Genomic DNA, 26,398 nt, shown 5'->3' with positions numbered 1-26,398 from the left:
GGCCCTATTGTCCCATCTGGCCGTGCAGCTTCAAGCCGGAGGGCGGATGTAGATGGGCTCGAAAGCGTTTCGCTCGATGTCGTCCAGCGTGGGGGAATAGCCGGCCCACAGGGCCAGAGCCGGCCCGGGCAGGTCCAGCGAACGCTCGAGCGCGCGGCACAGGTCGTAGCGCTCTTCGTCGTCCAGGCCTGGCAGTTCCACGAAGACGAGGTAGCAGCGCCGGTAGGGAAACTCGCGCAGGTTCTTGCGCACCAGCCAGGCCCGGGCCACCGGTTTGCAGCGCGCCAGACCCGCCTGGACCTCGCCTTTTTCGAATTCGTTCAGGTCGTGGCGGCTGATCGACTGGAAAAACGGCGTGTTCGTCAGTTCTTCCCAGGCACGGCCTTCGGCTTCCTCGGCCTGCTTGAGCCGCTCGCGCCAAAGTTTGAGCGCCTTGTCATCGAGGCTGCCGTCGGCGGCGGGCTTTTCCAGCTCGGCCACCGCCACCCGGCAGGCCCACCAGCGGTTGGGCAGGCTGTGATCAAACAGCTGGCCCAGGCAGTCCAGCCGTCGGGCATGCTCAGCGGCCGGCAGGCATTGCACCAGGCCGCGCAAACCGTCAGCATGGCCGGGCGTGATCTGCAAAGCCCGTTCGTAGTGGCTCCGCACATCGGCACGCGCATTGAGGCGTCTTTGCAGGTCGCCCAGCTCGACCATTTCGCCGGCGTTGTTGCGCGCGGCGCTGGCCATCAGGGCGTCGGCGCGGGCCCGCACCCGACCCAGGTAGGCATGGTGCTGCTTCCAGTCGGTAGCGTTGTCCTTGCACCATTGCTTGTCGAAATGGGCGATCCACTTGGCACCGCTGGCGCCCAGCAGGTCCAGCGCGGGTTTGGACGACCAGGCGGGCAAGCCCTTGCTCGCGTCCAGCGCCTCCAGGCGATCCCGCAGTACCGGGTGCGTGTCATCGACGTCGCTGATCTGCCTCAGGGTCTGCCGCAAGGTCTCGCGGGCGAAGTCGTCCGGCGGCGCCAAGGCCAGCAGTTTGCGCATGGCCGCATACGGCCCGACGGGCAGCGCGCTGGCTGCGGCGGCGCTCCAGTGGCCCGACCAGAACTCGCGGCCCAGCCAGGCGCTCTTGATGGCGATTTCGGTCAGCGCTGCGGCGGCGACTTCTTTGCCCAGCAGCTTGCCGGAAATGCGGTCAGCCTCGTACTCGTCCTGGCGCGCCAGCGCAAAGGTCTTGGCCGAAAAGCGCGGGAAATACCAGCGCAGGAAGGCCTGGGTGGCTGCGGCCGCCGGCCCCTCGTCGTTGCGCAGGCCGTGGCTGAGCTTGGCCCAGCTCAGGCGGGTGCGGTAAATCCAGGCCGCGAAGCGGCCGTGGTCGCCACGCAAGTGACCGTACTCATGGGCCAGCACGGCGAGAAAGCGCGGCCGGTCCACCGCCAGCAGCAAAGGCAGGCCAATGGTCAGGTAATTGACGGCGCCGCCAAACAGGCCATAGCGCGGATACTGGCTGATGCTGGCATTGAAGTCCCCGTCCAGCAGCACACGGTGGATAGCCGGGCCCTTGATCTTCCTGCGAATGCGCTCCAGCGCCTCGAACAGGGCCGGCGCCTCGGTGGGCGACAGCGCTACGCCTTGCGGCTCGTCGAGCCGGCACCACAGGGCGCGCAGGCTGGTCCAGAGCAGGCCGCCCGCAGCCAGCAGCAGCCCGATATAGGCGCCCTTGAACTGGCCCCGCAGCAACGAACCGACCGTCCAGAACAGAATCGCCGCCGCCAGCAGCAGACACCCGACAACCCAGGCATAACCCAGGGCGGCAAAGGCCGCGACGCTGCGGCGGTAGGCTTTGCTGTCTTCGGCGCTGGCGTGTTCGCTCAGTCGCACCAAATGAATGAAATCGGCTCGATCCAATCGCTTCCCCTCCTTGGTTTGTGGACAATCTTAACCATGGACCAAGACCTTGCCCCCCTGATCGAAACCCCGCCCGGCCTGTACCGGCATTACAAGGGCCTGCTCTATGAAGTCGTGGGCACGGTGCGCCACAGCGAGAGCCTGGAGCCGATGACGCTGTACCGGGCCCTGTACGGCGAGCGCGGCCTGTGGGTGCGCCCGGCCGCCATGTTCAACGAGGAGGTGGTGATAGACGGCGTGCGGCAGCCGCGTTTTGCCAGGCAGCCCGATTAAACCCGGCCTGCAACGTGGCAAGCCACGTCAACGATAATTGAGGGTTATGTCTGAAATCCCTTCCGAAATCGCAAAACAGGTCAAGCGCCGCCGCACGTTTGCCATCATCTCCCACCCCGACGCCGGCAAGACCACGCTGACCGAGAAGCTGCTGCTGTTTTCGGGCGCGATCCAGATCGCCGGCAGCGTCAAGGCGCGCAAGGCCGCGCGCCACGCCACCAGCGACTGGATGGAGATCGAGAAGCAGCGCGGCATCTCGGTGGCCAGCTCGGTCATGCAGATGGAGTACCGCGACTGCGTGATCAACCTGCTAGACACACCCGGCCACCAGGATTTCTCGGAGGACACCTACCGCGTGCTGACGGCCGTGGACGCGGCGCTGATGGTGATTGACGCGGCCAACGGCGTGGAGCCGCAGACGCGCCGCCTGCTGCAGGTATGCCGCGCCCGCAACACGCCCATCCTGACCTTTGTCAACAAGATGGACCGCGAGGTGCAGGACCCGATGAGCGTGATGGACGAGATCGAGCGCGAACTGGGCATGGCGGTGGTGCCTTTCACCTGGCCGGTGGGCATGGGCAAGCTGTTTCATGGCGTGTATGACCGGCGCGAGGACCAGATGCGCGTCTTCAGCCCCGGCGAAGACAAGCGCGGCGGCGACGATGAAATCCTGTCCGGACTCGACAACGCCGAGGCGGCCAAACGCTTTGGCGCCGAGTACAAGCAGGCGCAGGACGAGATTGAGCTGGTGGCCGGCGCCTCGCACGAATTTGACCGCGCCCAGTTCCTGAGCGGCAAGCAGACGCCGATGTTCTTCGGCTCGGCCATCAACAACTTCGGCGTGCGCGAGGTCCTCGATGCGCTGGTTGATCTGGCGCCGGCACCGGCCGAACGGGCCGCGCTGCAGCGCACCGTGCAGCCCGAAGAAAAGAAATTCTCGGGCGTGGTCTTCAAGATCCAGGCCAATATGGACCCGGCCCACCGCGACCGCATTGCATTTTTGCGCGTGGCCAGCGGCGAGTTCACGCGCGGCATGCGCCTCAAAGTCGTGCGCAGCGGCAAGGAGCTTCGCCCCAACACCGTGGTCAGCTTCATGAGCCAGCGCAGGGAATTGCTGGACACTGCGTTCGCAGGCGACATCATCGGCATTCCGAACCACGGCGTGCTGCAGCTCGGCGACACGCTGACCGAAGGCGAAGCGCTGCAGTTCACCGGCCTGCCCTTCTTCGCGCCGGAAATGTTCCGCGCCGTGGAGGTGGCCGACCCACTGCGTAGCAAGCAGCTGCGCGCCGGCCTGACGCAGCTCGGCGAAGAGGGCGCGATCCAGGTGTTCCGCCCGATTGCCGGCTCGCTGTTGCTGCTGGGCGCGGTCGGCCAGCTGCAGTTTGAAGTGGTGGCGCACCGCCTGGAACACGAGTACGGCGTGAAAGCCCGCATCATGGGCAGCAACTTCCACCTGGCGCGCTGGGTCACCAGCGACGATGCCAACGAGCTGAAAAAATTCATCGATGCCAACTCGCACCGCGTGGCGCTCGATGCGGTCGATGCGCCCACCCTGCTGGTCGATCACAGCGCCACCTTGCGCGCGGTCGAGCAGCAATGGCCCAAGATCAAATTCCATGCGCTGCGCGAGCATGCAGGCCTGGTGTTTCAATCGAAAATGTAACGATTTAAGGTTCTAGCCCTTGCTGATCGGGCGTTGACAGCTATTTTTTTAGTAGCAATCTTCACTGCGGCAACAGCACAGACCGCGAGCTGCGAGCAACCGCTACAGGGCGGGCAGCGGCAACGCCGTCTTGTAGCGCACCTGCTTGAGCGCGAAACTGGAGCGGATTTTTTCGATGCCGGGAATTGGCGTGAGCTGCTCCAGAATGAATCTTTCCAGCGCGCCGATGTCAGCCACCGCCACACGGATCAGGTAGTCGCTGTCGCCGCTCATCAAATAGCACTCCATCACCTCGTCATGCTCGGCGATGCGCCGTTCAAACTCGGCCAGGGACTCCTTGCTCTGCGAGCGCAGGCTGATGGAGATGAACACATTCAAGCCCAGCCCCAGCGCAGCGGCATTGGCAATCGCCACATAGCGGTCAATCACGCCGGCAGCTTCCAGCGCCTTGACGCGCGCCAGGCAGGGCGACGGGCTCAGGTGTACTCGGCGCGCCAGCTCCACGTTGGACAGCGCGCCGTCGCGCTGCAGCTCGTCAAGAATCCTTAAATCCAGGCTGTCAAGCTTCATAAACCTTTAAATCGAAAATTCAAAGCATTTTATGCTGTCCATAACCTGGTTGACGGCGCTATCTTGGCAGCTCATTTGGTGCAAATCTGCGTATATTGAGCCCGATGAACGCTTCTATTCCCTCCCACGCGCTGGCGCCGGCCGATCTGAATTTGCCCGGTGAAAGCGGCCCGGCGACTATGCCTGCTAGCGACCCGGACCCCCAGGAAACCGCCGAATGGCGCGAGGCCTTTAGCGCGCTGGCCGCCACCCAGGGCCCGGCGCGTGCGCGGCAAATGCTCGACGAGCTGGCCCGGCTGGCACGCGCCCAGCGTGTGGGCTGGAAGCCCGAGCTGTCCACGCCCTACCTCAACACCATAGGCGTCAACGAGCAACCGGTGTTTCCCGGCGACCTGGCGATTGAAGAGCGCTTGGCTTCGCTGATGCGCTGGAACGCGCTGGCCATGGTGGTGCGCGCCAACCAGGCGCATGGCGAGCTTGGCGGCCATATTGCGAGCTATGCGAGTGCGGCCGATCTGTTCGAGGCCGGCTTCAACCATTTCTTTCACGCACGCGAAGGCCTGGGTCAGATTGACGGTGTTAACCAGCACCGCGGCGACCTGGTGTTCTTCCAGCCGCACAGCGCGCCCGGTGTCTATGCCCGCGCCTACCTGGAAGGCCGGCTCACGGAAAAAGACCTGGCCTTTTACCGCCAGGAACTTTCCGCACCCGGCCATGGAGCGCAAGGGCTTTGCAGCTACCCGCACCCGTATCTGATGCCCGACTTCTGGCAGTTCCCGACCGGCTCCATGGGCATAGGTCCGATCAGCTCGATCTACCACGCGCGCTTCATGCGCTACCTCACGCACCGCCGCCTGCTCGACTGCACCGGCCGAAAAGTCTGGGGCGTGTTCGGCGACGGCGAGATGGACGAACCGGAGTCCATGAGCGCGCTGACCCTGGCCGCGCGCGAGGGGCTGGACAACCTGGTGTGGGTGGTCAACTGCAACCTGCAGCGGCTCGACGGCCCGGTGCGCGGCAACGGCCGCATCATTGACGAGCTGGAAAAACTGTTTGCCGGCGCCGGCTGGAATGTCATCAAGCTGGTCTGGGGCAGCGACTGGGACGGCCTGTTTGCACGCGATCTCACCGGCGCCCTCACGCAGGCCTTTGCCCACACGGTCGACGGCCAGATGCAGACCTTTGCCGCCAAGGACGGCCGCTTTAACCGCGACAACTTCTTTGGCCAGAACGAGGAACTGGCACGGCTGGCGCAAGGCATGACCGACGAGCAGATCGACCGGCTCAAACGCGGCGGCCACGACCTGGTGAAAATCCACGCAGCCTACGCGGCGGCGGCAAACCATCAGGGCCAGCCCACGGTGATCCTGGCCCACACCAAAAAAGGCTACGGCATGGGCAGCGCGGGCCAGGGGCGCATGACCACGCACTCGCAGAAGAAATTCGATGAAACCGATTTGATCGAGTTCCGCAACCGCTTCAACCTGCCGCTCTCCGACGAGCAGGCCAGAAACATAGCTTTTTACAAACCTGCACCCGATAGCCCCGAGATGCAGTACATGCACGCCAAACGCGCTGCACTGGGCGGTTATTTACCAAAACGGGAAACCGCCGCAGACGTCATTGCTGTGCCGCCGCTGTCCTCGTACGCCCAGTTTGCGCTGGCCGCTGCGGCCAAGGAAATGAGCACCACCATGGCTTTTGTGCGCATGCTCGGCGGCCTGCTCAAAGACCCGGCCCTGGGCCCGAAGATCGTGCCCATCGTGGCCGATGAAGCGCGCACCTTCGGCATGGCCAACCTGTTCAAGCAGGTGGGCATTTACTCCAGCGTGGGCCAGCGCTATGCGCCCGAAGACATCGGCTCGGTGCTCAGCTACCGCGAGGCACTGGACGGCCAGATCCTGGAAGAAGGCATCAGCGAAGCCGGCGCGCTGGCCAGCTGGACGGCGGCGGCCACCAGCTACAGCGTGCATGGCCTGGCCATGCTGCCCTTTTATATCTATTACTCCATGTTCGGCTTCCAGCGCGTGGGCGACCAGATCTGGGCCGCCGCCGACCAGCGCGCCCGCGGCTTTTTGCTGGGCGCCACCTCCGGGCGCACCACGCTGGGCGGCGAAGGCCTGCAGCACCAGGACGGCTCCAGCCACCTGATGGCGGCCACCATTCCCAACTGCAAGGCTTACGATCCGGCCTTTGCCTGCGAGCTGGCCGTCATCATGGATCAGGGCATGCGCGAGATGATGGCCCTGCAACAGGACGTTTTTTACTACATCACCTTGATGAATGAAAACTATGCCCAGCCCGACCTGCGTGCCGGCTCGGAAAGCGACATCATCAAAGGTTGCTATAAATTCGATAGCTACTCACGCACAAAAGGCGAGGGGGAAACACCTAAATCGTCTCAAACCGTGACGCTGCTCGGCTCGGGCGCCATTTTGACCGAGGTCATCAAGGCCGCCCAGCAGCTGGCGGCCCAGGGCGTGGACGCCACGGTCTACAGCGTGACCAGCTGGAGCGAACTGGCGCGTGATGGCGCCGCTTCACAACAGCGCGCGCTGGCAGGCGAGGCTGCCGCGATCGAGCCCTTTATCAAAAACCGGTTGCGCGGCAGCGCGGGCCCCATCATTGCCGCCACCGACTATGTGCGCGCCGTGCCGGAGAGCATCCGCGCCTTCCTGCCTGAAGGCCGCAGCTACCTGACGCTGGGCACCGACGGCTTCGGGCGCAGCGACACGCGCGCCGCCCTGCGCGATTTTTTTGGCGTCAACGCGCAGAGCATCGCGGGCGCCGCCCTGCACCTCATCAAGGCGCCCTGAATCAGGAGGGGCTGCCCTTGCTGAGCCACTCGCGTATGGCGCGCGGGTAGATCAGGTGCTCCTGCGTGAGCACGCGCGCGGCCAGCGTATCGGCGCTGTCGCCCGGCAGCACCGGCACCACGGCCTGCGCCAGTATCGGGCCGTGATCGAGGTCAACCGTGACCTGGTGCACCGTGGCCCCGGCGACCTGGCAGCCCGCATCGATCGCACGCTGGTGCGTGTTCAGGCCCGGGAAGGCGGGCAGCAGGGACGGGTGAATATTGATCAACCGCCCGGCGTAATGCTGCACAAACCCGGGCGTGAGTATGCGCATGAAGCCGGCCAGCACCACCAGTTGCGGCTCATGGCGGTCGATCAGCGCCATCAGGGCGGCATCAAAGGCCTCGCGCGAGGCAAAGGACTGGTGCGCCAGCACCTCGGTGGCCATGCCCAGGCTTTGCGCCAGCGCCAGGCCCGCCGCACCCGCCTTGTTACTGATGACGGCCGCCACACGCCCGCCCCATTGGTCCTGCCAGGCTTCTTTTTGGGCGGCCCGGACGATGGCGGCCATGTTGGAGCCGCTGCCGGAAATCAGGATCACGATGTTTTTTTGCTTGCTTGCCATAGGCCCGTAGTTTATTAGGGCCTGCGCCGGGCCTGATGCCGATTCCTGGCATTTGTCCCACCTGAGACATAAAATTCCGAACGACCGTGCTAAAAACCTGTGGTGGCAGCGACGCTGAAACACACCCGAATTTGGAGACACCAAGATGGATTTAGCCTTCACCCCCGAAGAACAGACGTTTCGCGAAGAAATACGCAGCTGGGTTCGCGCCAACCTGCCGGCCGACATCTCGCACAAGGTCCACAATGCCCTGCGCCTGTCGCGCGACGACATGCAGGGCTGGGCCAAGATTCTGGGCAAGAAAGGCTGGCTGGGCCACGCCTGGCCCAAGGAATTTGGCGGCCCGGGCTGGAACGCCGTGCAAAAGCATTTGTTTGAAGAAGAATGTGCGCTGGCCGGCGCGCCGCGTGTGGTGCCGTTCGGCCCGGTGATGGTGGCCCCGGTCATCATGGCCTTTGGCAACGCCGAGCAGCAAAAGCGTTTTTTGCCGGGCATTGCCAGCGGCGAAGTCTGGTGGAGCCAGGGCTACAGCGAGCCGGGCTCGGGCTCTGACCTGGCCTCCGTCAAGTGCCGGGCCGAGCGCCAGGGCGACCACTACATCGTCAACGGCCAGAAAACCTGGACCACGCTGGGCCAGTACGGCGAGTGGATTTTCTGCCTGGTGCGCACCAGCACAGAGGGCAAGCCGCAGACCGGCATCTCCTTCCTGCTGATCGACATGAAGTCGCCCGGCGTCACGGTGCGCCCCATCGTGCTGCTGGACGGCGAGGCCGAGGTCAACGAGGTCTGGTTTGACAACGTCAAGGTGCCGGCCGAGAACCTGATTGGCGAGGAAAACAAGGGCTGGACCTACGCCAAGCACCTGCTTTCGCACGAGCGCACCAACATCGCCGACGTGAACCGGGCCAAGCGCGAGCTGGAGCGCCTCAAGCGCATCGCCAAGGCCGAGAACGTCTATGACGACACCCGCTTCCGGGACGAAATCGCCAAGCTCGAAGTCGATGTGGTGGCGCTGGAAATGCTGGTGCTGCGGGTGCTGTCGGCCGAGAAATCCGGCAAGAACTCGCTGGACATTGCCGGCCTGCTGAAAATCCGCGGCAGCGAAATCCAGCAACGCTACAGCGAGCTGATGATGCTGGCCGCCGGGCCTTACAGCCTGCCCTTCATCGAGGAGGCCATGGAGGCCGGCTGGCAGGGAGACTTCCCCGGCGGCGTGCTAAGCAATGCGCCGCTGGCATCGACCTATTTCAATCTGCGCAAGACCACCATTTACGGCGGCTCCAATGAAGTGCAGCGAAACATCGTCGCTCAAACAGTTCTTGGCTAAAGGGAAACATCATGAATTTCGATTTCACGGACGACCAGGAACAACTGCGCGACGCGGTGCGCAAATGGGTGGACAAGGGCTACGACTTTGAGCGTCGCCGCGGCATTGTCAAGGCCGGCGGCTTTTCGCGCGACGCCTATGCGCAGCTGGCAGAGCTGGGCCTGACGGGCCTGTACATTCCCGACACGCACGACGGGCTCGGCATGGGCCCGATTGAGGGCATGGTCGCGATGGAAGAGCTGGGTCGTGGCATGGTGCTCGAACCCCTGACCCAGGCCCTGATCGCCGGCGGCGTGCTCTCGGCCTACGCGCCGGAGGCGCTCAAAACGGCCTGGCTGCCCCCCATCGCCAGCGGCGAGCGCCTGGTGGTGCTGGCCTGCCAGGAGCGCGCGGCCCGCTACAAACTCGATGTTTGCGAGGCAAAAGCCGCTTCGGCCGGTACTGGATGGGCGCTGACAGCTACCAAAAGCATAGTACCGGCCGGTGACCAGGCCGATGCCTTCATCGTTCCGGCCACGGTCAAGGGCCAGATCGCCCTGTTTCTGGTGGAGCGCAGCGCGACGGGCGTCACAACCCGCGGCTACAGCACGCAAGACGGCGGGCGGGCGGCTGAAGTCAGCCTCAAGGACACGCCGGCCAGCCTGATTACCCAGGGCGGCCTGACGGCGCTGGAGCATGCCGTGGACATTGGCATCGCCGCCGCCTGCGCCGAAGCCGTGGGGGTGATGGACAAGACGCTGGCCATCACCACCGAGTACATGAACACCCGCAAGCAGTTTGGCGTGGCCATCAGCAGCTTTCAGGCCCTGCGCCACCGCGTGGCCGACATGAAGATGCAGCTCGAACTGGCCCGCTCCATGAGCTACTACGCCTCGCTCAAGCTGAATTCACCCACCGAAGAGCGCCGCCGCGCCATGGCGCGCGCCAAGTACCAGCTGGGCCAGTCCATGCGCTTTGTGGGCCAGCAGGCCGTGCAGCTGCATGGCGGCATTGGCGTGACGGACGAGTACATCGTGAGCCACTATTTCAAGCGGCTCACCCAGCTGGAAATGACCTTTGGCGACAGCCTGCACCACCTCGGCGAGGTGTCGCAGCGCATGCAGGATACGGCGGGCGTGTTTGCCTGAGGCCTGAGCCGGGCCTGCTCAGGCGTGCAGGCGCGATGTTTTGGGCAGGTGCGCCATCAAGAACTCCATCTGGTCCGCCAGAATGCGGCGGTTGCGCAAAATGAAGTCCTCCCAGAGGCTGGGCACATAGGGCGTGTACAGCAGCGGCATGCGGGCCTGCTCGGGCGTGCGGCTGCTTTTGCGGTGGTTGCAGCCGCGGCAGGCCGTCACCACGTTCATCCAGGTGTCGATGCCGCTTTGGGCAAACGGAATGATGTGCTCGCGCGTCAGCTCTTCTTCGTGGAAATGATCGCCGCAATAGGCGCAGACATTGCGGTCGCGCGCAAACAGCTTGCTGTTGGTCAGCCCGGGCTTGAGGTTGAAGGGATTGATGTTGGGCACGCCCTTGGTGCCAATGATGCTGTTGACCGTGATGAGGGACTGCTGGCCCGTGATGGCGTTGTGCCCACCCCGAAACAGCGTCATCTTCGCGCCCATCTCCCAGCGCACCTCATCGGCTGCGTAATGCAGCACGGCTTGTTCGAGGCTGATCCACGACTGTGGCAACCCCTGGGCTGAGAGCTTCAAGACCTTCAAAACGAACCTCCACGATTGCGAATGACGCATGGAAACACGGAATCGGACCAGGAAATCGGGCTAACTGCGTATCAATATACAGTGAAATCATGATAAACAGGTCCAAACTCCCGATTAACCACTTTCAGGCGACGCCCAACCGGGCTCTGGCGCTATAAAAACGATAATTGGCTTCATGAAAATTTTCCGTGGCTACCACCATCCCCAGCTGGCGGCGCACTGCGCCCTGACCATCGGCAACTTCGATGGGGTGCACCGCGGCCACCAGGCCATGCTGGCGCTGCTTAAAAACGAAGCCCAGCACCGCGGCGTGCCCAGCTGCGTCATGAGTTTCGAGCCTCACCCGCGTGACTATTTCGCCGCGGTCGCCCGCAAACCCGAGCTGGCGCCCGCGCGCATTGCCACGCTGCGCGACAAGCTCACCGAGCTGGCGCGCTGCGGCATCGACCAGTGCGTGGTGCTGCCCTTTGATGCGCGGCTGTCGTCGCAATCGCCCGAAACCTTTATCCAGGACGTGCTGGTGCAGGGCCTGGGGACCCAGTACGTGCTGGTGGGCGACGATTTCCGCTTTGGCGTCAAACGCGCCGGCGACTACGCCATGCTCGACGCGGCGGGCGATCGCCTGGGTTTTGACGTCGCCCGCATGAACAGCTATGAAGTGCATGGCACCCGGGTTTCCAGCTCGGCCGTGCGCGAGGCGCTCGCTGCCGGGAAAATGGACGATGCCGCGCGCCTGCTGGGCCGACCCTACAGTGTTTCAGGCCATGTGGTGCATGGCAGCAAACTGGGCCGCAATCTGGGCTTTCGCACGCTCAATCTGCGGTTTTCCCACTGGAAGCCGGCGGCCAGCGGCATTTTTGCGGTCCATGTGCATGGGCTGGCAGACCGCCCCCTGCCCGGCGTGGCCAATCTGGGCGTGCGCCCCTCTCTGAAAGCCGATGACGTCAACGCCGGGCGGGTGCTGCTGGAAACCTATTGCCTGGACTGGCCCGCCAGCCTGGGCGCGGAAGGGGCATACGGTAAAATCATCCGCGTGGAACTGCTACACAAACTGCACGACGAACTGAAGTACGACGGTCTGGACAGCCTGAGATCGGGCATCGCCAAAGACTGCGACGATGCGCGGGCGTTTTTCGCCCAGGCTTTTGCGGCGTCCATGCACACGGAAACCAGCCGCCAGACCACGCGCGACCGAATTTAGACGAGCTGTCATTGCGGACCCGATCCCGGAGGGATCCTCCGAATCCGCCGCAATCCATTCCTCGCCCCCACCATCCTGGATTCCGGCTCAAGCCCGGAATGACACTCCGAAGCCATTGCCATGACCGACAAAACCGACTACCGCAGCACCCTGAATTTGCCCGACACGCCCTTCCCCATGCGCGGCGACCTGCCCAAGCGCGAGCCGGGCTGGGTGAAAGAGTGGGACGACAAAGGCATTTACAAAAAACTGCGCGATGCGCGCTGCGGGGCGCCCAAGTTCGTGCTGCACGACGGCCCGCCCTACGCCAACGGCCAGATCCACATCGGCCACGCGGTCAACAAGATCCTGAAAGACATGATCGTCAAGGCGCGCCAGCTCAAGGGCCTGGACGCCATTTATGTGCCGGGCTGGGACTGCCACGGCCTGCCGATCGAAAACGCGATTGAAAAGCTGCATGGCCGCAACCTGCCGCGCGACGAGGTGCAGGCCAAAAGCCGCGCCTTTGCGACCGAGCAGATCGAAGGGCAGCGCCAGGACTTCAAGCGCCTGGGGGTGCTGGGCGAGTGGGACAATCCCTACCGCACCATGGATTTTGGCAATGAAGCCGATGAAATCCGTGCGCTCAAACGCATCATGGAGCGGGGTTTCGTCTACCGCGGCCTCAAACCCGTCTACTGGTGTTTTGACTGCGGCTCATCGCTGGCTGAATTCGAGATCGAGTACGCCGACAAAAAGTCCCAGACGCTGGATGTCGGTTTCAAATCTGCCGAGCCCGAAAAACTCGCCGCCGCGTTTGGCCTCAAAAGCCTGGCCAAAGACGCCTTCGCCGTGATCTGGACCACCACCGCGTGGACCATCCCCGCCAACCAGGCCCTCAACCTCAACCCCGAGCTGGACTACGCGCTGGTCGACACCGAGCGCGGCCTGCTGGTGCTGGCCGCCTCGCTGGTCGACAAGTGCCTGGAGCGCTACCAGCTCACGGGCACGGTGCTGGCCACCACCCGGGGCGAAAACCTCGAGCGCCTCAATTTCATGCACCCGCTGTACGAGGTGCACGAGGGCTACCGCCGCCTCAGCCCGGTGTTCCTGGCCGACTACGCCACCGCCGACGACGGCACCGGCATCGTCCATTCCTCGCCCGCCTATGGCGTGGAAGACTTCAACAGCTGCATGACCCATGGCATGTCCTACGACGACATCCTCAACCCGGTGCAGGGCAATGGCCGCTACGTGGACGAGCTGCCGCTGTTCGGCGGCATGAACATCTGGAAGGCCGCGCCGCAAATCATCGAGACGCTGCGCGAACACGGGCGCCTGTTTGACACGCATGACATCATGCACAGCTACCCGCACTGCTGGCGCCACAAGACGCCGGTGATCTACCGCGCAGCCGCCCAGTGGTTTGTGCGCATGGACGAGGGTGAAGGCGTGTTCACCAAGGACAAGGCGTCCAAGACCCTGCGTGAGCTGGCCCTGGCCGCGATCGAGGAAACCCGCTTCTACCCCGAGAACGGCAAGGTGCGGCTGCACGACATGATTGCCGGGCGGCCCGACTGGTGCATCAGCCGCCAGCGCAACTGGGGCGTGCCGCTGCCCTTTTTCATCCACACCGCCACCGGCGAGCTGCACCCGCGCACCATGGAACTCATGGACCAGGCCGCCGACATGGTGCAGGCCGGCGGCGTCGAGGCCTGGAGCAAGGCCACGCCCGAATCGCTGATTGGCGAGCAAGATGCGGCCCACTACACCAAGAGCCACGACATCCTGGACGTCTGGTTCGACTCCGGCACCACCCACGACCATGTGCTCAAGCACAGCCACGCCGAACAGTCCACCTGGCCGGCCGACCTCTACCTCGAAGGCCATGACCAGCACCGCGGCTGGTTCCACAGCTCGCTGCTCACGGCCTGCGCCATGTACGACCACGCGCCCTACAAAGGCCTGCTGACGCACGGTTTCACGGTGGACGGCCAGGGCCGCAAGATGAGCAAGAGCGTGGGCAATGTGGTGGCGCCGCAGGAAATCAGCGGCAAGCTGGGCGCGGAGATCATCCGCCTGTGGTGCGCCGCCACCGACTACTCGGGCGACCTCAGCATTGACGACAAGATCCTGGCCCGCGTGGTCGACGGCTACCGGCGCATTCGCAACACCTTGCGCTTTTTGCTGGCCAATGTGAGCGACTTCGACCCGGCCCAAGACGCCGTGCCGTTCGAGCAGATGCTGGAGATAGACCGCTACGCGCTCAGCCGCGCGGCGCAGCTGCAGGCCGACATCCTGGCGCACTACGAGATTTATGAATTTCACCCGGTGGTTTCCAAGCTGCAGGTGTACTGCTCTGAAGACCTGGGCGCCTTCTACCTCGACATCCTGAAAGACCGGCTGTACACCACGGCTCCCAAGTCGCTGGCGCGGCGCAGCGCGCAAACCGCACTGTGGCAGATCACGCACGCCATGCTGCGCTGGATGGCGCCGTTTTTGAGCTTCACCGCCGAAGAGGCGTGGAAGACCTTTGGCAGCTCGGAGTCCATCTTCATGGAAACCTATACCGAGCTGACCGCCCCCGATGAGGCGCTGCTGGCCAAATGGTCGCGCATCCGCGAGATCCGCGACGCGGTCAACAAGGACATCGAGGCCTTGCGCGCCGACGGCAAGGTGGGCTCGTCACTGCAGGCCAATGTGGCCCTGGAAGTCAATGCCGACGACCACGCACTGCTCGCCAGCCTCGGCGACGACTTGAAGTTCGCCTTCATTACATCTGCTATTGATTTAATAGCTGCTGACGCAATGACCATAAGGACTACCGCCAGTTCCGACACCAAATGCGAACGCTGCTGGCACTACCGCAAGGATGTCGGGCATGACCCGGCGCATCCGGCCATCTGCGGCCGCTGCACCAGCAACCTGTACGGTGCGGGCGAAGACCGGAGGTTTGCCTGATGGCCAGATCGTCGACCGCGTCCCGCGGCATGCTGCCCTGGCTGGGCCTGGCGCTGATCATCCTGCTGGCCGACCAGTTCACCAAGGTGCTGATTCTGGGCTACTACCGGCTGGGCGATGCGACCCAGGTGACCAGCTTTTTCAACGTCGTGCGCGTGCACAACACAGGCGCGGCCTTTTCCTTCCTCGCCGGCGCCTCCGGCTGGCAGCGCTGGTTCTTCACGGCCATTGGCGTGGCTGCGGCGCTGTTCATTCTTTACATGCTCAGGTCGCACGCCGGGCAAAAGCTGTTTGCCTTCGCGCTGGCCTGCATACTGGGCGGCGCCGTGGGCAATGTGATTGACCGCACGATGCACGGCTATGTGGTGGACTTTCTGGATCTTCATTACGGCGGCTGGCACTTCCCGGCCTTCAACATTGCAGACAGCGCCATCTCGATAGGCGCGTTTTGCCTCATCCTGGATGAGTTGCTGCGTGTGAAGAAGAGTTAGCCCCAATACTGTTCTGTTAAGCAAAGAACCGTTCGGGCTGAGCTTGTCGAAGCCTTGGGGCCAAGCGCGCGGACCCTTCGATACCTCAGGGCGAACGGTCATCAAAGGCCTGCCATCATTGGTGAAATTCTCAATAGCAGCAGAGCCAACATGGTGCTTAAGAATGCTCCGGGTTTTCCGCTTCATCTGCTTGCGCCGGCTGGCGTATAGTGAAGGCCGAAAACCATGAAGCATTTGTTGAATTTATTGGCAGCCATCGCGCTGCTTGTCTGGGGCACCCATCTTGTACGTACCGGCATCCTGCGGGTGTTCGGTGCCAATCTGCGCCAGGTGCTGGCGCGCAGCATCAGCAACCGCTACACCGCGGCCGTCTCGGGCATTGGCGTCACGGCGCTGGTGCAATCGGGCACCGCCACGGCGCTGATCATCGCTTCCTTTGTCGGGCAGGGTCTGGTGGCGCTGCCACTGGCGCTGGCCGTCATGCTGGGAGCCGACATCGGCACCAGCCTGATGGCCGTGGTGTTCTCCTTCGACTTGTCCTGGCTGTCGCCCCTCTTCATTTTTCTGGGTGTGGTGCTGTTCATCTCGCGCCAGGACAGCACGGCAGGCCGCCTGGGCCGCGTCCTGATTGGTCTGGGCCTGATGCTGCTGGCGCTGCGGCTGGTCACGGATTCCACCGAGGTGCTGACCCGGGCACCGGCCGTCAAGGCGCTGCTGGCATCGCTCAGCAGTGACTTGCTGCTGGAAATCACCACCGGTGCGGTGTTGTCCGTGGTGTCTTACTCCAGCCTGGCGATTGTGCTGCTCACCGCCACACTGGCCAGCACCAATGTCATTCCGCTGGACGTCGCCCTGGGCCTGGTGCTGGGCGCCAACCTGGGCAGCGGCCTGCTGGCCGTGCTGACCACGGCAAAGTCCTCCATCGAAACGCGGCAGGTGCCGCTGGGCAACCTGGTGTTCAAGGCGCTGGGCATTGTCATTGCCGCGCCGCTGATCGGCCTGTGGCTGCAGCATGTGCGCCCGCTGCTGGGTGAACCGGCCACGGCGGTGGTGCTGTTCCACCTCAGCTTCAATGCCGTTATCGGCGCGGTCTTCATTGGCCTGACGCAGATGGTGGCACGCTGGGTCGAAGCCTGGCTGCCCAAAGCCGAGAAAAAGACCGACGCCAGCACGCGCCACCACCATCTGGACCCTTCCGCGCTGACCACGCCCTCGCTGGCAATCTCGTGCGCGGCGCGTGAGGCCATGTACCAGGCCGATGTGGTGGAAACCATGCTGCGCGGCATGCTGGAAGTCATCAAAAAAGACGATCTGCGGCTGGCCGAAGACCTACGAAAACTCGACGATACGGTGGATGAGCTGTACTCGGCCATCAAGTACTACCTGACCAAAATCTCGCGCGAAGCCCTGAGTGAAGAGGAAAGCCGCCGCTGGACCGACATCATCAGCTTCACCATCAACATGGAGCAGATCGGCGACATCATCGAGCGCGTGCTGATTGACATTGAAGACAAGAAGATCAAACCGGCCCGCAGCTTCTCGGAAGCCGGCATGGCCGAGATCTGCGAGCTGCATGACCGGCTCATCGACAACCTGCGCCTGGGCATGAGCGTGTTTCTGAACGGCACGGTGCATGACGCCCAGAAGCTGCTGGAAGAAAAAGCACGCTTTCGCGACCTGGAGCGCGCCTACGCCACCACCCATCTGAGCCGCCTGTCCGCCAACACGCTCCAGAGCCTGGAGACCAGCTCGCTGCACATCGACCTGATCAGCGACCTCAAGCGCATCAACTCGCATATCTGCTCGATCGCCTACCCCATTCTTGATTCGGCCGGGGCACTGGCGCCCAGCCGTTTGCGCCAGCCCATCGCCTTGCCCGGCGCACGCTAGGCCCCGGCAGGCTCAGGTCAAACCGAGCACGGCGGCCTGGATCAGCGCCGCCTCGGTCGTGAATTCGTTGTGCTGCATTCTGCTCAGCAATTCGCGTGCATCCATCAGGCAAAACTGCTCGACCTCGCCATCCTGGTTGACGGGCCGAAGGCCCTGGGGCACGGTGCAGCGGTACCAGTCAATGTGCTCCACCACATAGCCCGCGCCCATGCCGTCTTCCGAGGGGCGCCGCATGGACAAGCGGCCACAGGCCGTCACGTCGCCCAGCTTGCCGAGCTCAAGGCCCGCCTCTTCCCAGGTTTCCCGCACCAGCGCGGTCTGCAGCGTGTCGGCGGCCGAGATCATGCCGCCCATCAGCGTATCCCACAGGCCCGGGTCGTTGGCCTTGGTCAGAGAACGCTGCTGGACCCAGAAGCGCCCATCGGCCGTTTGCCCCACCAGATGCACGGCGTGCGTGGTGATGCCCAGTGGCCGCACCGCGGCGCGCTCAACAGTGCCCAGGCGTTCCCCGCGTTCATTGTGCACAGCGAGCTGCTCATTGCGCCACACCCCGGCCAGACCTGCCGTCTGCAGAGCCGCGGCCACGCGGTTCAGGCCGGCGCTCACCTCCCCCTGCAGGCACCAGCCCGACACACCGGAACGCTCCTCTTTCAGGAGCTGCTCATGCCCATTTGACAAGGGCTGCAGGCTGATTTGACATAAAAAATCAGGCTCCACCGAACCAATCAGCGAATCGCCCGCCCAAAGTGGCACCCGCGGACGCAGCGGGGGCTGGCTGGCTTGTGCTTGCAGGGCGCGCAGCCAGCCGGCATCCACCATAGGGTTTTCTGCTGGCGTCTTGTTCACTGGATCACAGGGTCAAGATCGTGCAGCCGGTGGTCTTGCGCGCTTCCAGCGAGCGGTGTGCTTCTGCCACATCGGCCAGCGCAAACCGCTGGTCAATGCGTATCTTGACCTTGCCGCTGGTGACCATCTCAAACAGCTCGTCGGCCATGGCCTGCGTGGACTCGCGCGTGGCGATGTGGGTGAACAGCGTTTGCCGCGTCACATAGAGCGAGCCCTTGGCGCCCAGCAAGCCGGGTGCGAACGGCGCCGGCGCCCCCGAGGCAGCGCCAAAACTCGCCATCAGGCCGAAGGGCTGCAGGCAGTCGAGCGACTTGTCCCAGGTGTCCTTGCCCACCGAGTCGTACACCACCTTGACGCCACGCCCGCCAGTGATCTCCTTCACGCGGACCAGGAAGTCTTCACGCGTGTAGTTGATGGCATGGGCCGCGCCGTACTCCTTGGCCAGCGCACATTTTTCGTCCGACCCCGCCGTGCCTATCAGCTGCAGGCCCAAGGCCTTGGCCCATTGGCAGGCAATCAAACCAACGCCACCGGCGGCAGCGTGGAACAGCACGAAATCACCGGCCTGCAGCCCGCCCTGCGGCTGCGTGCGGCGCAGCAGGTACTGCGCGGTGAGCCCCTTGAGCATCATGGCCGCGCCGGTCTCAAACGAAATGGCGTCTGGCAGCTTGCACACGCATTTGGCAGGCATCACGCGCAACTCACAGTAGCTGCCGGGCGGGTGGCTGGCATAGGCAGCCCGGTCACCCACCTTGAGATGAGTTACCCCTTCGCCCACGGCCTCGACCACCCCCGCCGCTTCCATGCCGAGCTGCACCGGCAGGGTCTGCGGGTACAGGCCGCTGCGCTGGTAGACATCAATGAAATTAAGCCCCACGGCATGGTGGCGGATACGGATTTCACCGGGACCGGGTTCGCCCACCGTGACAGTCACCAGCTTGAGTTCTTCAGGCCCGCCATGCTGCTCGATGCGGACGGCTTTTGAGGTTTGTGGCATGTTGCTTTTCCTTGAAATTCGGTTGAATGGGAAGTGCGGCCTGCATCCTGCCACGAATCAGCGCTGCCTGCTTGCCCCGCGCGGCTGTCCCGCTTCGCCGGCCGGGGTGTTCCGCCGGCCTCCAGCAAGCCGGCGGAGCCTTGGTTAAAGTCGCCGCATGACCCAAGGCCTGACACCTCGCACCACCCTGCTGCTGGTCGTTCCCCCGCTGCTCTGGGCTGGCAATGCGGTGGTAGGCCGTCTGGTCGCTGGACTCGTTCCGCCCATGACGCTTAATTTTCTGCGCTGGGCGCTGGCGTTTGTGATTCTTTTGCCGCTGGCCCACCGGGTGCTGCAGCGGGGCAGCGCCCTATGGCCGAGCTGGAAGCGCTTTTCGCTGCTGGGCTTGCTGGGCGTGGGCTGCTACAACGCCTTGCAATACCTGGCGCTTAAAACCTCCACGCCGCTCAATGTCACGCTGGTCGCATCCAGCGTGCCGCTCTGGATGCTGGCGATCGGCTGGCTCTGCTTCGGCCAGCGCGTCTCGCGCCAGCAGCTCGCGGGCGCCTCGCTGTCGATGGCGGGCGTGCTCGTGGTGCTGTCACGCGGCCAGTGGGCCATGCTGGCAGAAATCCGGCTGGTGCCCGGCGATCTCTATGTGCTGCTGGCCACGCTGGCCTGGGCGTTTTACAGCTGGCTGCTGTCGCAGCCCAAAGAGCCCGCAGAAATCCGCGATGACTGGGCCGCCTTTTTGATGGCGCAAATCGTTTTCGGCCTGGGTTGGTCCGGTTTTTTTTCAGCCGGCGAATGGGCGCTGACCGACGCTCACATCAGTTGGGGCTGGCCCCTGGCGACGGCCCTGCTCTACGTGGCCGTCGGTCCGGCCGTGATCGCCTACCGCTGCTGGGGCATGGGCGTGCAGCGTGTCGGACCCGCCATTGCCGGCTTTTTCTCCAACCTCACGCCGCTGTTTGCCGCCTTGCTGTCAGCGGCTTTTCTGGGTGAGCTGCCGCATCTTTATCACGCGCTGGCGTTTTTGCTGATTGTGGGTGGGATTGTGGTGTCGGCGCGGCGGTGAGGGAAGTTGCGCGGGCCGCCCTGCTGCAACGCGGAAGCAGTCTGCATTTACAGGCCCCTCAGCCCTGAGGGGAATCTGCTGGCTTGAAACCCGCTTCTGCAGCATCGCGAAGGCATTGCGCCAGCTGATGGACCGCGGGCTGGCTGCCCTTTGGGCTTCGCTGGAGAATGCCGATCTCGCGGTAAAAAGTGTGTTCTCCGAGTGACATGGCCCGCACACTGCGGGGTAGCGGCAGCTGCGCTTCCCCCATAGGCATCAGGGCCACGCCCAATCCGTTCGCCACCATCTGCACCATGCCCTGAAGTTCATCGAGTTCGATCGATTCCTGCACGGCAAGGTGCATGGACCGCAAGAAGCGCTCGACCATGCGCCCGCCGAACGAGGTTCGCTCATAGCGCAGGAAGGGATGCGTCTGGATCAGCTTGCGCCAGCCATTGCCCTTTATCCTGGCAGGCACCACCAGCATGAAAGGCTCGTGGACCAGCGACTGCCAGCTCAGCTCAGGCAGCATGCCGAAAGGCGGCCGGATCATGATGGACGTATCGATTTCTCCTGCGTCCAGCTGGTCCATCAGGTGCATGGACACGCCTGGAACGATGCGCAGGCGTAGCTGCGGAAACTTCTGGCGAAAACGCACCAGGGCACGCGCCAGCAGCGTGGACTGAACCGAAGCAATGGCGCCAATGCGGAGCAAGCCATTGGCGTTCTCATCACTGGGCAGTTCGCCGAGCTTGGAGAAGAGCGCCACGATTTCCTCTGCCCGTGCCAGTGTCATGCCCCCGGCCGCATTCAGCGTCGCGGAGCGCCCTGTGCGGTCAAAAAGCTCAAAGCCCAGCGACTCTTCCAGACGCTTGATCTGGCTGCTCACCGCCGATTGAGTCAGGCCAATGTGCTCGCCCGCCGCCGCAAAAGTGCCATGGCGGGCGACAGCAATCAGCGTGCGGAGTTCGGGAATCATGATTGAATCATCAATTATTTAGTTTCTCAGAGCAAATATATATCGCTTTTCATGATCAATGAAGAATCCTAAAGTTCTGACACGTTGTTTTTAACGCTTCTTTTTTTGAACACCATCATGCCCACCACGACCACCATCCCCCCGTTCCATCTTGCGTTCCCTGTCCATGACATCGCACAAGCGCGCCGCTTCTACGGCGATCTGCTGGGCTGCCCGGAAGGCCGAAGCGCGCCCGATTGGGTCGACTTCAACTTTTACGGCCACCAGATCGTGGCCCATCTGGCACCCGACGAAGTGGGCCATCGCTCGACCAGTGCGGTCGACGGCCATAACGTGCCGGTGCGCCACTTCGGCGCGGTGCTGCCGATGGAACAGTGGCAGGCCTTGGCCGACAAGCTGGCGGCCGCTGGCACGCAATTCGTGATTGAGCCCCATATCCGCTTCAAGGGCGAAGTTGGCGAGCAGGCCACCATGTTTTTCCTGGACCCGTCCGGCAACGCCGTGGAGTTCAAGGCGTTCGCCAACCTCGACGCCTTGTTCGCCAAGTAAACCGAAACATCACGCAATCAAGGCATGGCGAGGTGTCAAGCCGCTCCGTCCAGCCGGTTGTTCCCTTGTTGCCTCCTCCTGCAAGAGGTCTCCATGAAGAAATCACTATCCGTAAAGTCTGCGGCCCTAATTGCTGCAATGTTGGCGGTGGGTTCCGCCCACGCCCAAGCGAATGACATCTTGAAAAGATAATGCTACTGCTGACGGTCAGCAATGGATTCATTCATATTCGGGACCCGGCCGACCCCATGTGGCTATACACAAGTCTGCTTTGCACCAGGTCAAGTGCCTGCTGGTTTGGCTCCTTCACCCTCTGGGGGAAGGGGTAAAACGGGTAGCCAGAGCCTTCAGAAGGCTGGCACGAACTTGTGTATAACGAAATGGGCCGACCCATCACCCCACAACCTGCATCCGCACCCGCCGCGCCACCTCCTTGGCGCAGTTTCTTGCTGCCAGGTGACATGGGCGCTACTTGGCCAGCTCCTTGATCTTGTCAACGACCTCCGGATTGGCGAGGGTCGACACGTCGCCAGGATCCAGGTGATTCGAGATCGCCGCGAGCACGCGGCGCATGATCTTTCCCGAGCGGGTCTTGGGCATATCGGGAACGACGATCACTCGGCGCGGCCGCGCGATGGCGCCGATCTCGGACACGACCGATGCCGAGACCCTGTTCGCTATCTCCTCGGAAGGCGCCAATCCCGGCTTCAAGGCAACATAGAGGTCGGGCACCTTGCCCTTGATCGGGTCGGCGACCGGAACCACGGCCGCCTCGACGACCTCAGGCACGAGCAGCGCGGCCGATTCGATTTCCTTGGTGCCCAGGCGATGGCCGGCGACGTTGATCACGTCGTCGATGCGGCCAAGGATCCGGTAGTAGCCGTCGGCCGCCTGCACCGCACCGTCCCCCGCCAGGTAGGGCCAGTCGCGCCAGTCCTTGCTCTCGGGGTTTCTGCAATAGCGCGAGTAGTACTGGCGCACATAGCGCTCGGGGTCCTTCCAGATCGTCTGAAAGCCACCCGGCCAGGGGTTGCGGATGCAGATGTTGCCCGCCTTGCCCGAACCGCTCGCCAGCTCCTTGCCCTCGTCGTCGTAGATCACCGGATGAATGCCTGGAATCCCGGGGCCCGCGCTGCCGGGCTTCATCTTGTGGATCGCCGGCACCGTGCTGCACAGGAATCCGCCGTTTTCGGTCTGCCACCAGGTGTCCACGATCACCGCCTGGCCCTTGCCGACCATCTTGTGGTACCACTTCCAGACTTCGGGCTCGATCGGCTCGCCCACGGTCGTCATGTGCTTGAAGTGGTGGTTGTACTTCGCGGGCTCGTCGGGTCCGTCGCGCCGTAGCGCGCGGATTGCCGTGGGCGACGTGTGGAAGATGTTGACGTCGAGGTTCTCAGCGATACGCCAGGGCCGTCCGGCGTCCGGGTATGTCGGCACACCTTCATACACCACCGAAGAAGCGGCGAGCGCCAGCGGGCCGTAGACGATGTAGGAATGGCCTGTGATCCAGCCGATGTCGGCCATGCACCAGTACACGTCCTCGGGATGGATGTCCTGGATGAACTTCGACGTCCAGGTGACGTAGGCGAGGTAGCCGCCGATGGCGTGCTGACAGCCTTTAGGCCGCCCCGTCGTGCCGCTCGTGTACATCAGGAACAGCGGCGCCTCTGCCGGCATCTGCACGGGCTCGACCCGCTGGCCGCGGAACTTCTTGAGGACGTCGTTGATGACGAAGTCGCGTCCCTCCACGAGCTTGGTGGGGCTAGAGTTCTTGCTTGGGTAGCGCTGCCAGATCAGGACCTTGTCGACCTGCTGGCCATGGCTGGCTGCCTCCATGACCGCGGTGTCGGCTTTCTCCTTGTGGTCCAGCAGATTGCCGGCGCGGTGATAGGCGTCCATGGTGATCAACACGCGGCTCTCGGAATCCGCGATGCGGTCGGCGCAGGCCTTGCCGCTGAATCCGCTGAACACCTGCGAGTGAATCACGCCGAGCCGCGCGCAGGCGAGCATGGTGATGGGCAGCTCCGCCACCATCGGCATATGCAAGGTCACCCTGTCCCCCGCTTTCAGGCCGCAGAAATCGCGCAACAGGGCCGCGAACTCGTTGACGCGTACGAAAAGCTCCTGGTAGGTAAGGTGCTGCGGCGCCTCGTCCTCCGGCTCGGGCACGAAATGGATCGCCGTCTTGTTCTTGTGCTGGCCAAGGTGGCGGTCCACGCAGTTGTAGCAGGCGTTGATCTTGCCGCCGACGAACCAGCGCCAGAACGGGGGGTTGCTGGTGTCGAGCGTTGTCTCCCAGTACTTGTACCAGTCCAGCAGGTCCGCGAACTCCTTGAAGCATTCTGGGAACTTGTCGAGGGCAAAACGCGCGAAGATGCCCGCGTCCGTCAAATTGGCCTGCGCGATGAACCGGTTGGACGGCGAGAAATAGTCCTCCTCCGGCCAATGCACTGCGATCTGCGCCTCGGAGACTTCGACGTTCTGCTGCTCGGTGGCATGGCGCGGCAACTTGTCTTTTGACATGACCGTTCCTCCTTGGCTTTGCGTGACTCCGATGCAGGCAATCGGCGCGCCAAGCGCAATGAGCGGACTGCCTTTGTCACAAAGATCAATATTAGTCCGGGCCTGGTGAATTGCCAAGAAAAGCGCCAGATCAGAAACTCACCGCATGCCCAACCGAAGCGTTGATTGAGAAGGGAAACCCTTGACACTGCCCTGCTGAGCCTTGCTTTTGGGCCCGTCATGCCGTAGATTTTAGATTTTCGTGGGGCGTAACAAAAGGAGAATCTGACATGGATCTTCTCGTGGAACGTGTAGATGTTTGGGCGGCGACCATTGAAGACAGACCCGGCGGCCTGGCGCAGGTGCTGGCTACTCTGCGAGACGCGGGAGCAGACCTGCAATCCATCATTGCCCGGCGTACCCCGGAACAACCTGGCAAGGGCGTCGTGTTCGTCACGCCGCTGCAAGGTGACAGGGAAATCCGTGCGGCCGCCCAAGTGGGTTTCAACGTGACCGCAAGCCAACACTGCGTTCGGGTCATGGGCCCGGACCGGCCTGGGATCGCCGCGGAGCTGACTCAGAAGCTGGCTGACGCGCGAATTGACCTGCGCGGGTTCTCGGCCTCCGTGATCGGCCCACAGTTTGTGGCCTACGTGGCGGTGGACTCGCTGGACGATGCCAATAAGGCGATAGAAATCCTGCAGAAGGCCTGAAGTGACGATGAGACGGCGACGCTGCCGGCCAGGCTGGCCTGGGCGTTTTACAGCTGGCTGCTGGCCAAGCCCGACGAGCCGCCCGAGCTGCGCCGCGACTGGGCCGCTTTTTTGATGGCCCAAATGTCAGCAGCGTTTCTGGGCGAGCTGCCGCATGTTTACCACGCGCTGGCGTTTTTGCTGATTGTGGATGGGATTGTGGTGTCGGCGCGGCGGTAAACAGCCAGGTTTCAGGTTTTGACAACATCCCCTCGCAAACGGTGAGATTTCCCCACGGCCTGCGGCGTGTTCAAAGCCGCGCTGCTCGGGCCTTTTTCTGCCAGCAGACTGACAAGGTGCTGTCGAATCACGGAGGTAATGTGCTCACGCTTGCCCTGTTCGACCATACCGATTTGCCGAGTTGGCGAACGCCCCGGCAAGGGGATGACGCACAAGGACGGGTCGTTCATCCAATCCGCATTTCTCAAATGCGGCACGATCGTGACGCCAACATTCTGGCGCACCAGATCCACAATGGTCGAAAGAGAACTCAGCTCAAGAAGATCCTGAGGCACCAGGCCGAGTTTGCGTAGAGTCTGTTCGATGCGAATGCCACTGGGCATCCGCCGATCAAAGCGTAAAAAAGGGTTTTCTCTTAGCAGTTTCTTAAAGTCGCTATCGGGTCGGGCAATTTGCGAACTGGCCACGACCGTCAATGGCTCCACATAGAGAGGCGTCCAGGTCAGGCCCTGGTGCTCTTCGGGAGAATCGCTGATGACGATGGCCGCATCAAGCTCGCCCAACCTGACATTCTTCACCAACTCACGGGACTCCTGCACAACCAGTCTTACATTCAGCCTCGGAAAAAGTGGCTTGATACGCACCACAGTGCTGGACAACAAGCCCATGGCCGAGGCAGTCGCCCCCACCGCGACCGTTCCTGCAATTTCGCCTTCATCGTCCAGGCCAACACGCATCTGGTCGTAACAGGCAATGATTTTTTCCGCATGAGCGATCAACGCCCGGCCCGCCACCGACAGCACCACGCCGCGCCCTGACCTTTCGAACAACACGGTTTTCAGCTCTGTTTCAAGCGCACGCATCTGGAGCCCGACAGCGGCCTGCGTCAGCGCAACCCGTTCTGACGCGCCCGCAAATGAGCCCACATGCGCCACCGCCAAAAAGGTTTTGAGAAATCTGATGGTGCTCATCGGAGTGAAGGTGCGTGCCACCGCTTAATTCAAAAGAATAACTTTAGCATCACAAAACATAATTTAGATATTTTTTTTAAATTAGATGAAGAACAATTCACAAGCGATGGCTTTTTTGACATTTGATTGTGCTAACTCACGCAGATGTCTTGCCGTCAATTTCGCCGCGTTTTCCCTGGATGAGCGCGTGCGGATGACTTTCATGACTT

At 63.0% G+C, this 26,398-nt stretch carries 22 protein-coding genes and 1 pseudogene; 13 read left to right on the top strand and 10 right to left on the bottom strand.

Annotated features, from left to right (window positions below):
* Positions 1-30: 30 nt before the first annotated feature.
* The gene (locus tag V6M61_RS06865; protein WP_332775822.1) at positions 31-1,893 is read right to left on the bottom strand and encodes a M48 family metallopeptidase; all 1,863 of its coding nucleotides are present in this window, start codon (positions 1,891-1,893) and stop codon (positions 31-33) included.
* Between the two features lie 36 nt (positions 1,894-1,929).
* On the opposite strand from V6M61_RS06865, the gene V6M61_RS06860 reads away from it, so the two are divergent.
* Together V6M61_RS06860 and V6M61_RS06855 are read left to right on the top strand one after the other, a co-directional pair.
* The gene (locus V6M61_RS06860; protein WP_332775821.1) at positions 1,930-2,166 is read left to right on the top strand and encodes a DUF1653 domain-containing protein; all 237 of its coding nucleotides are present in this window, start codon (positions 1,930-1,932) and stop codon (positions 2,164-2,166) included.
* Between the two features lie 46 nt (positions 2,167-2,212).
* Positions 2,213-3,832 carry a peptide chain release factor 3 gene (locus tag V6M61_RS06855; RefSeq protein WP_332775820.1) on the top strand — a complete coding sequence of 540 codons (1,620 nt, stop codon included), beginning with the start codon at positions 2,213-2,215 and terminating at the stop codon, positions 3,830-3,832.
* A 102-nt stretch (positions 3,833-3,934) separates the two neighbouring features.
* Here the strand turns inward: V6M61_RS06855 and V6M61_RS06850 are convergent, their stop codons facing one another.
* The gene (locus V6M61_RS06850; protein ID WP_332775819.1) at positions 3,935-4,402 is read right to left on the bottom strand and encodes an Lrp/AsnC family transcriptional regulator; all 468 of its coding nucleotides are present in this window, start codon (positions 4,400-4,402) and stop codon (positions 3,935-3,937) included.
* Between the two features lie 104 nt (positions 4,403-4,506).
* Between V6M61_RS06850 and mdeB the strand changes: the two genes are divergently transcribed.
* Positions 4,507-7,218 (top strand): alpha-ketoglutarate dehydrogenase, encoded by a 2,712-nt coding sequence (gene mdeB, locus V6M61_RS06845; protein ID WP_332775818.1) that lies wholly within the window; start codon positions 4,507-4,509, stop codon positions 7,216-7,218.
* Position 7,219: 1 nt separating this feature from the next.
* Here mdeB and purN read toward each other — a convergent pair whose 3' ends face one another.
* Positions 7,220-7,822, bottom strand: coding sequence for a phosphoribosylglycinamide formyltransferase (gene purN / locus V6M61_RS06840; RefSeq protein WP_332775817.1), 603 nt, complete (start codon positions 7,820-7,822; stop codon positions 7,220-7,222).
* A 145-nt stretch (positions 7,823-7,967) separates the two neighbouring features.
* Between purN and V6M61_RS06835 the strand changes: the two genes are divergently transcribed.
* Together V6M61_RS06835 and V6M61_RS06830 are read left to right on the top strand one after the other, a co-directional pair.
* Positions 7,968-9,149 carry an acyl-CoA dehydrogenase family protein gene (locus V6M61_RS06835; protein WP_332775816.1) on the top strand — a complete coding sequence of 394 codons (1,182 nt, stop codon included), beginning with the start codon at positions 7,968-7,970 and terminating at the stop codon, positions 9,147-9,149.
* Positions 9,150-9,160: 11 nt separating this feature from the next.
* Positions 9,161-10,276 (top strand): acyl-CoA dehydrogenase family protein, encoded by a 1,116-nt coding sequence (locus tag V6M61_RS06830; RefSeq protein ID WP_332775815.1) that lies wholly within the window; start codon positions 9,161-9,163, stop codon positions 10,274-10,276.
* Positions 10,277-10,294: 18 nt separating this feature from the next.
* Here the strand turns inward: V6M61_RS06830 and V6M61_RS06825 are convergent, their stop codons facing one another.
* Positions 10,295-10,852, bottom strand: coding sequence for an HNH endonuclease (locus tag V6M61_RS06825; protein ID WP_332775814.1), 558 nt, complete (start codon positions 10,850-10,852; stop codon positions 10,295-10,297).
* A gap of 175 nt (positions 10,853-11,027) precedes the next feature.
* On the opposite strand from V6M61_RS06825, the gene V6M61_RS06820 reads away from it, so the two are divergent.
* The 4 genes from V6M61_RS06820 (at position 11,028) to V6M61_RS06805 (ending at position 17,374) form a co-directional block, all read left to right on the top strand.
* Entirely contained in the window at positions 11,028-12,053 is a 1,026-nt protein-coding gene (locus tag V6M61_RS06820) for a bifunctional riboflavin kinase/FAD synthetase (RefSeq protein ID WP_332775813.1), read from the top strand.
* Positions 12,054-12,173: 120 nt separating this feature from the next.
* On the top strand, positions 12,174-14,993 hold the full coding sequence (ileS, locus tag V6M61_RS06815) for an isoleucine--tRNA ligase (protein ID WP_332775812.1): 2,820 nt from the start codon (positions 12,174-12,176) through the stop codon (positions 14,991-14,993).
* A complete protein-coding gene (lspA, locus tag V6M61_RS06810) occupies positions 14,993-15,484 on the top strand; it encodes a signal peptidase II (protein ID WP_332775811.1) in 492 nt (163 codons plus the stop codon). The genes ileS and lspA overlap by 1 nt, the downstream gene beginning before the upstream one ends.
* Before the next feature lie 225 nt (positions 15,485-15,709).
* Positions 15,710-17,374, top strand: a complete 1,665-nt coding sequence (locus tag V6M61_RS06805) for a Na/Pi cotransporter family protein (RefSeq protein ID WP_332775810.1) — start codon at positions 15,710-15,712, stop codon at positions 17,372-17,374.
* Between the two features lie 12 nt (positions 17,375-17,386).
* On the opposite strand, the gene V6M61_RS06800 is transcribed toward V6M61_RS06805, so the two are convergent.
* Both V6M61_RS06800 and V6M61_RS06795 read right to left on the bottom strand, forming a co-directional pair.
* Positions 17,387-18,220 (bottom strand): NUDIX hydrolase, encoded by an 834-nt coding sequence (locus V6M61_RS06800; protein WP_332775809.1) that lies wholly within the window; start codon positions 18,218-18,220, stop codon positions 17,387-17,389.
* Positions 18,221-18,224: 4 nt separating this feature from the next.
* Entirely contained in the window at positions 18,225-19,217 is a 993-nt protein-coding gene (locus V6M61_RS06795) for a quinone oxidoreductase family protein (protein WP_332775808.1), read from the bottom strand.
* Between the two features lie 157 nt (positions 19,218-19,374).
* Between V6M61_RS06795 and V6M61_RS06790 the strand changes: the two genes are divergently transcribed.
* Complete coding sequence (locus tag V6M61_RS06790) at positions 19,375-20,274, top strand: DMT family transporter (RefSeq protein WP_332775807.1); 900 nt, start codon at positions 19,375-19,377, stop codon at positions 20,272-20,274.
* Positions 20,275-20,332: 58 nt separating this feature from the next.
* Here V6M61_RS06790 and V6M61_RS06785 read toward each other — a convergent pair whose 3' ends face one another.
* Positions 20,333-21,232, bottom strand: a complete 900-nt coding sequence (locus V6M61_RS06785) for a LysR substrate-binding domain-containing protein (RefSeq protein ID WP_332775806.1) — start codon at positions 21,230-21,232, stop codon at positions 20,333-20,335.
* Positions 21,233-21,349: 117 nt separating this feature from the next.
* Here V6M61_RS06785 and V6M61_RS06780 point away from each other — a divergent pair, with 117 nt between their 5' ends.
* Complete coding sequence (locus V6M61_RS06780; RefSeq protein ID WP_332775805.1) at positions 21,350-21,781, top strand: VOC family protein; 432 nt, start codon at positions 21,350-21,352, stop codon at positions 21,779-21,781.
* A gap of 468 nt (positions 21,782-22,249) precedes the next feature.
* On the opposite strand, the gene acs is transcribed toward V6M61_RS06780, so the two are convergent.
* Positions 22,250-24,307: an acetate--CoA ligase gene (gene acs / locus V6M61_RS06775; protein WP_332775804.1), complete on the bottom strand. Its 2,058-nt coding sequence runs from the start codon at positions 24,305-24,307 to the stop codon at positions 22,250-22,252.
* Between the two features lie 269 nt (positions 24,308-24,576).
* Between acs and V6M61_RS06770 the strand changes: the two genes are divergently transcribed.
* Both V6M61_RS06770 and V6M61_RS06765 read left to right on the top strand, forming a co-directional pair.
* Positions 24,577-24,999 carry an ACT domain-containing protein gene (locus tag V6M61_RS06770; RefSeq protein WP_332775803.1) on the top strand — a complete coding sequence of 141 codons (423 nt, stop codon included), beginning with the start codon at positions 24,577-24,579 and terminating at the stop codon, positions 24,997-24,999.
* A 21-nt stretch (positions 25,000-25,020) separates the two neighbouring features.
* Positions 25,021-25,218 (top strand): annotated as a pseudogene (locus V6M61_RS06765) (hypothetical protein); the annotation flags it as partial.
* An 11-nt stretch (positions 25,219-25,229) separates the two neighbouring features.
* Here V6M61_RS06765 and V6M61_RS06760 read toward each other — a convergent pair.
* Positions 25,230-26,189 (bottom strand): LysR family transcriptional regulator, encoded by a 960-nt coding sequence (locus V6M61_RS06760; protein ID WP_332775802.1) that lies wholly within the window; start codon positions 26,187-26,189, stop codon positions 25,230-25,232.
* Between the two features lie 81 nt (positions 26,190-26,270).
* Positions 26,271-26,393, bottom strand: coding sequence for a hypothetical protein (locus V6M61_RS06755; protein ID WP_332775801.1), 123 nt, complete (start codon positions 26,391-26,393; stop codon positions 26,271-26,273).
* Between the last annotated feature and the right edge of the window lie 5 nt (positions 26,394-26,398).

This window comes from Polaromonas sp. (genome assembly GCF_036676035.1).
Taxonomy (GTDB): Bacteria; Pseudomonadota; Gammaproteobacteria; order Burkholderiales; family Burkholderiaceae_C; genus Polaromonas.
Note: the sequence above shows the minus strand (reverse complement) of the source record. Positions and strands in the feature narration are given on the sequence as shown.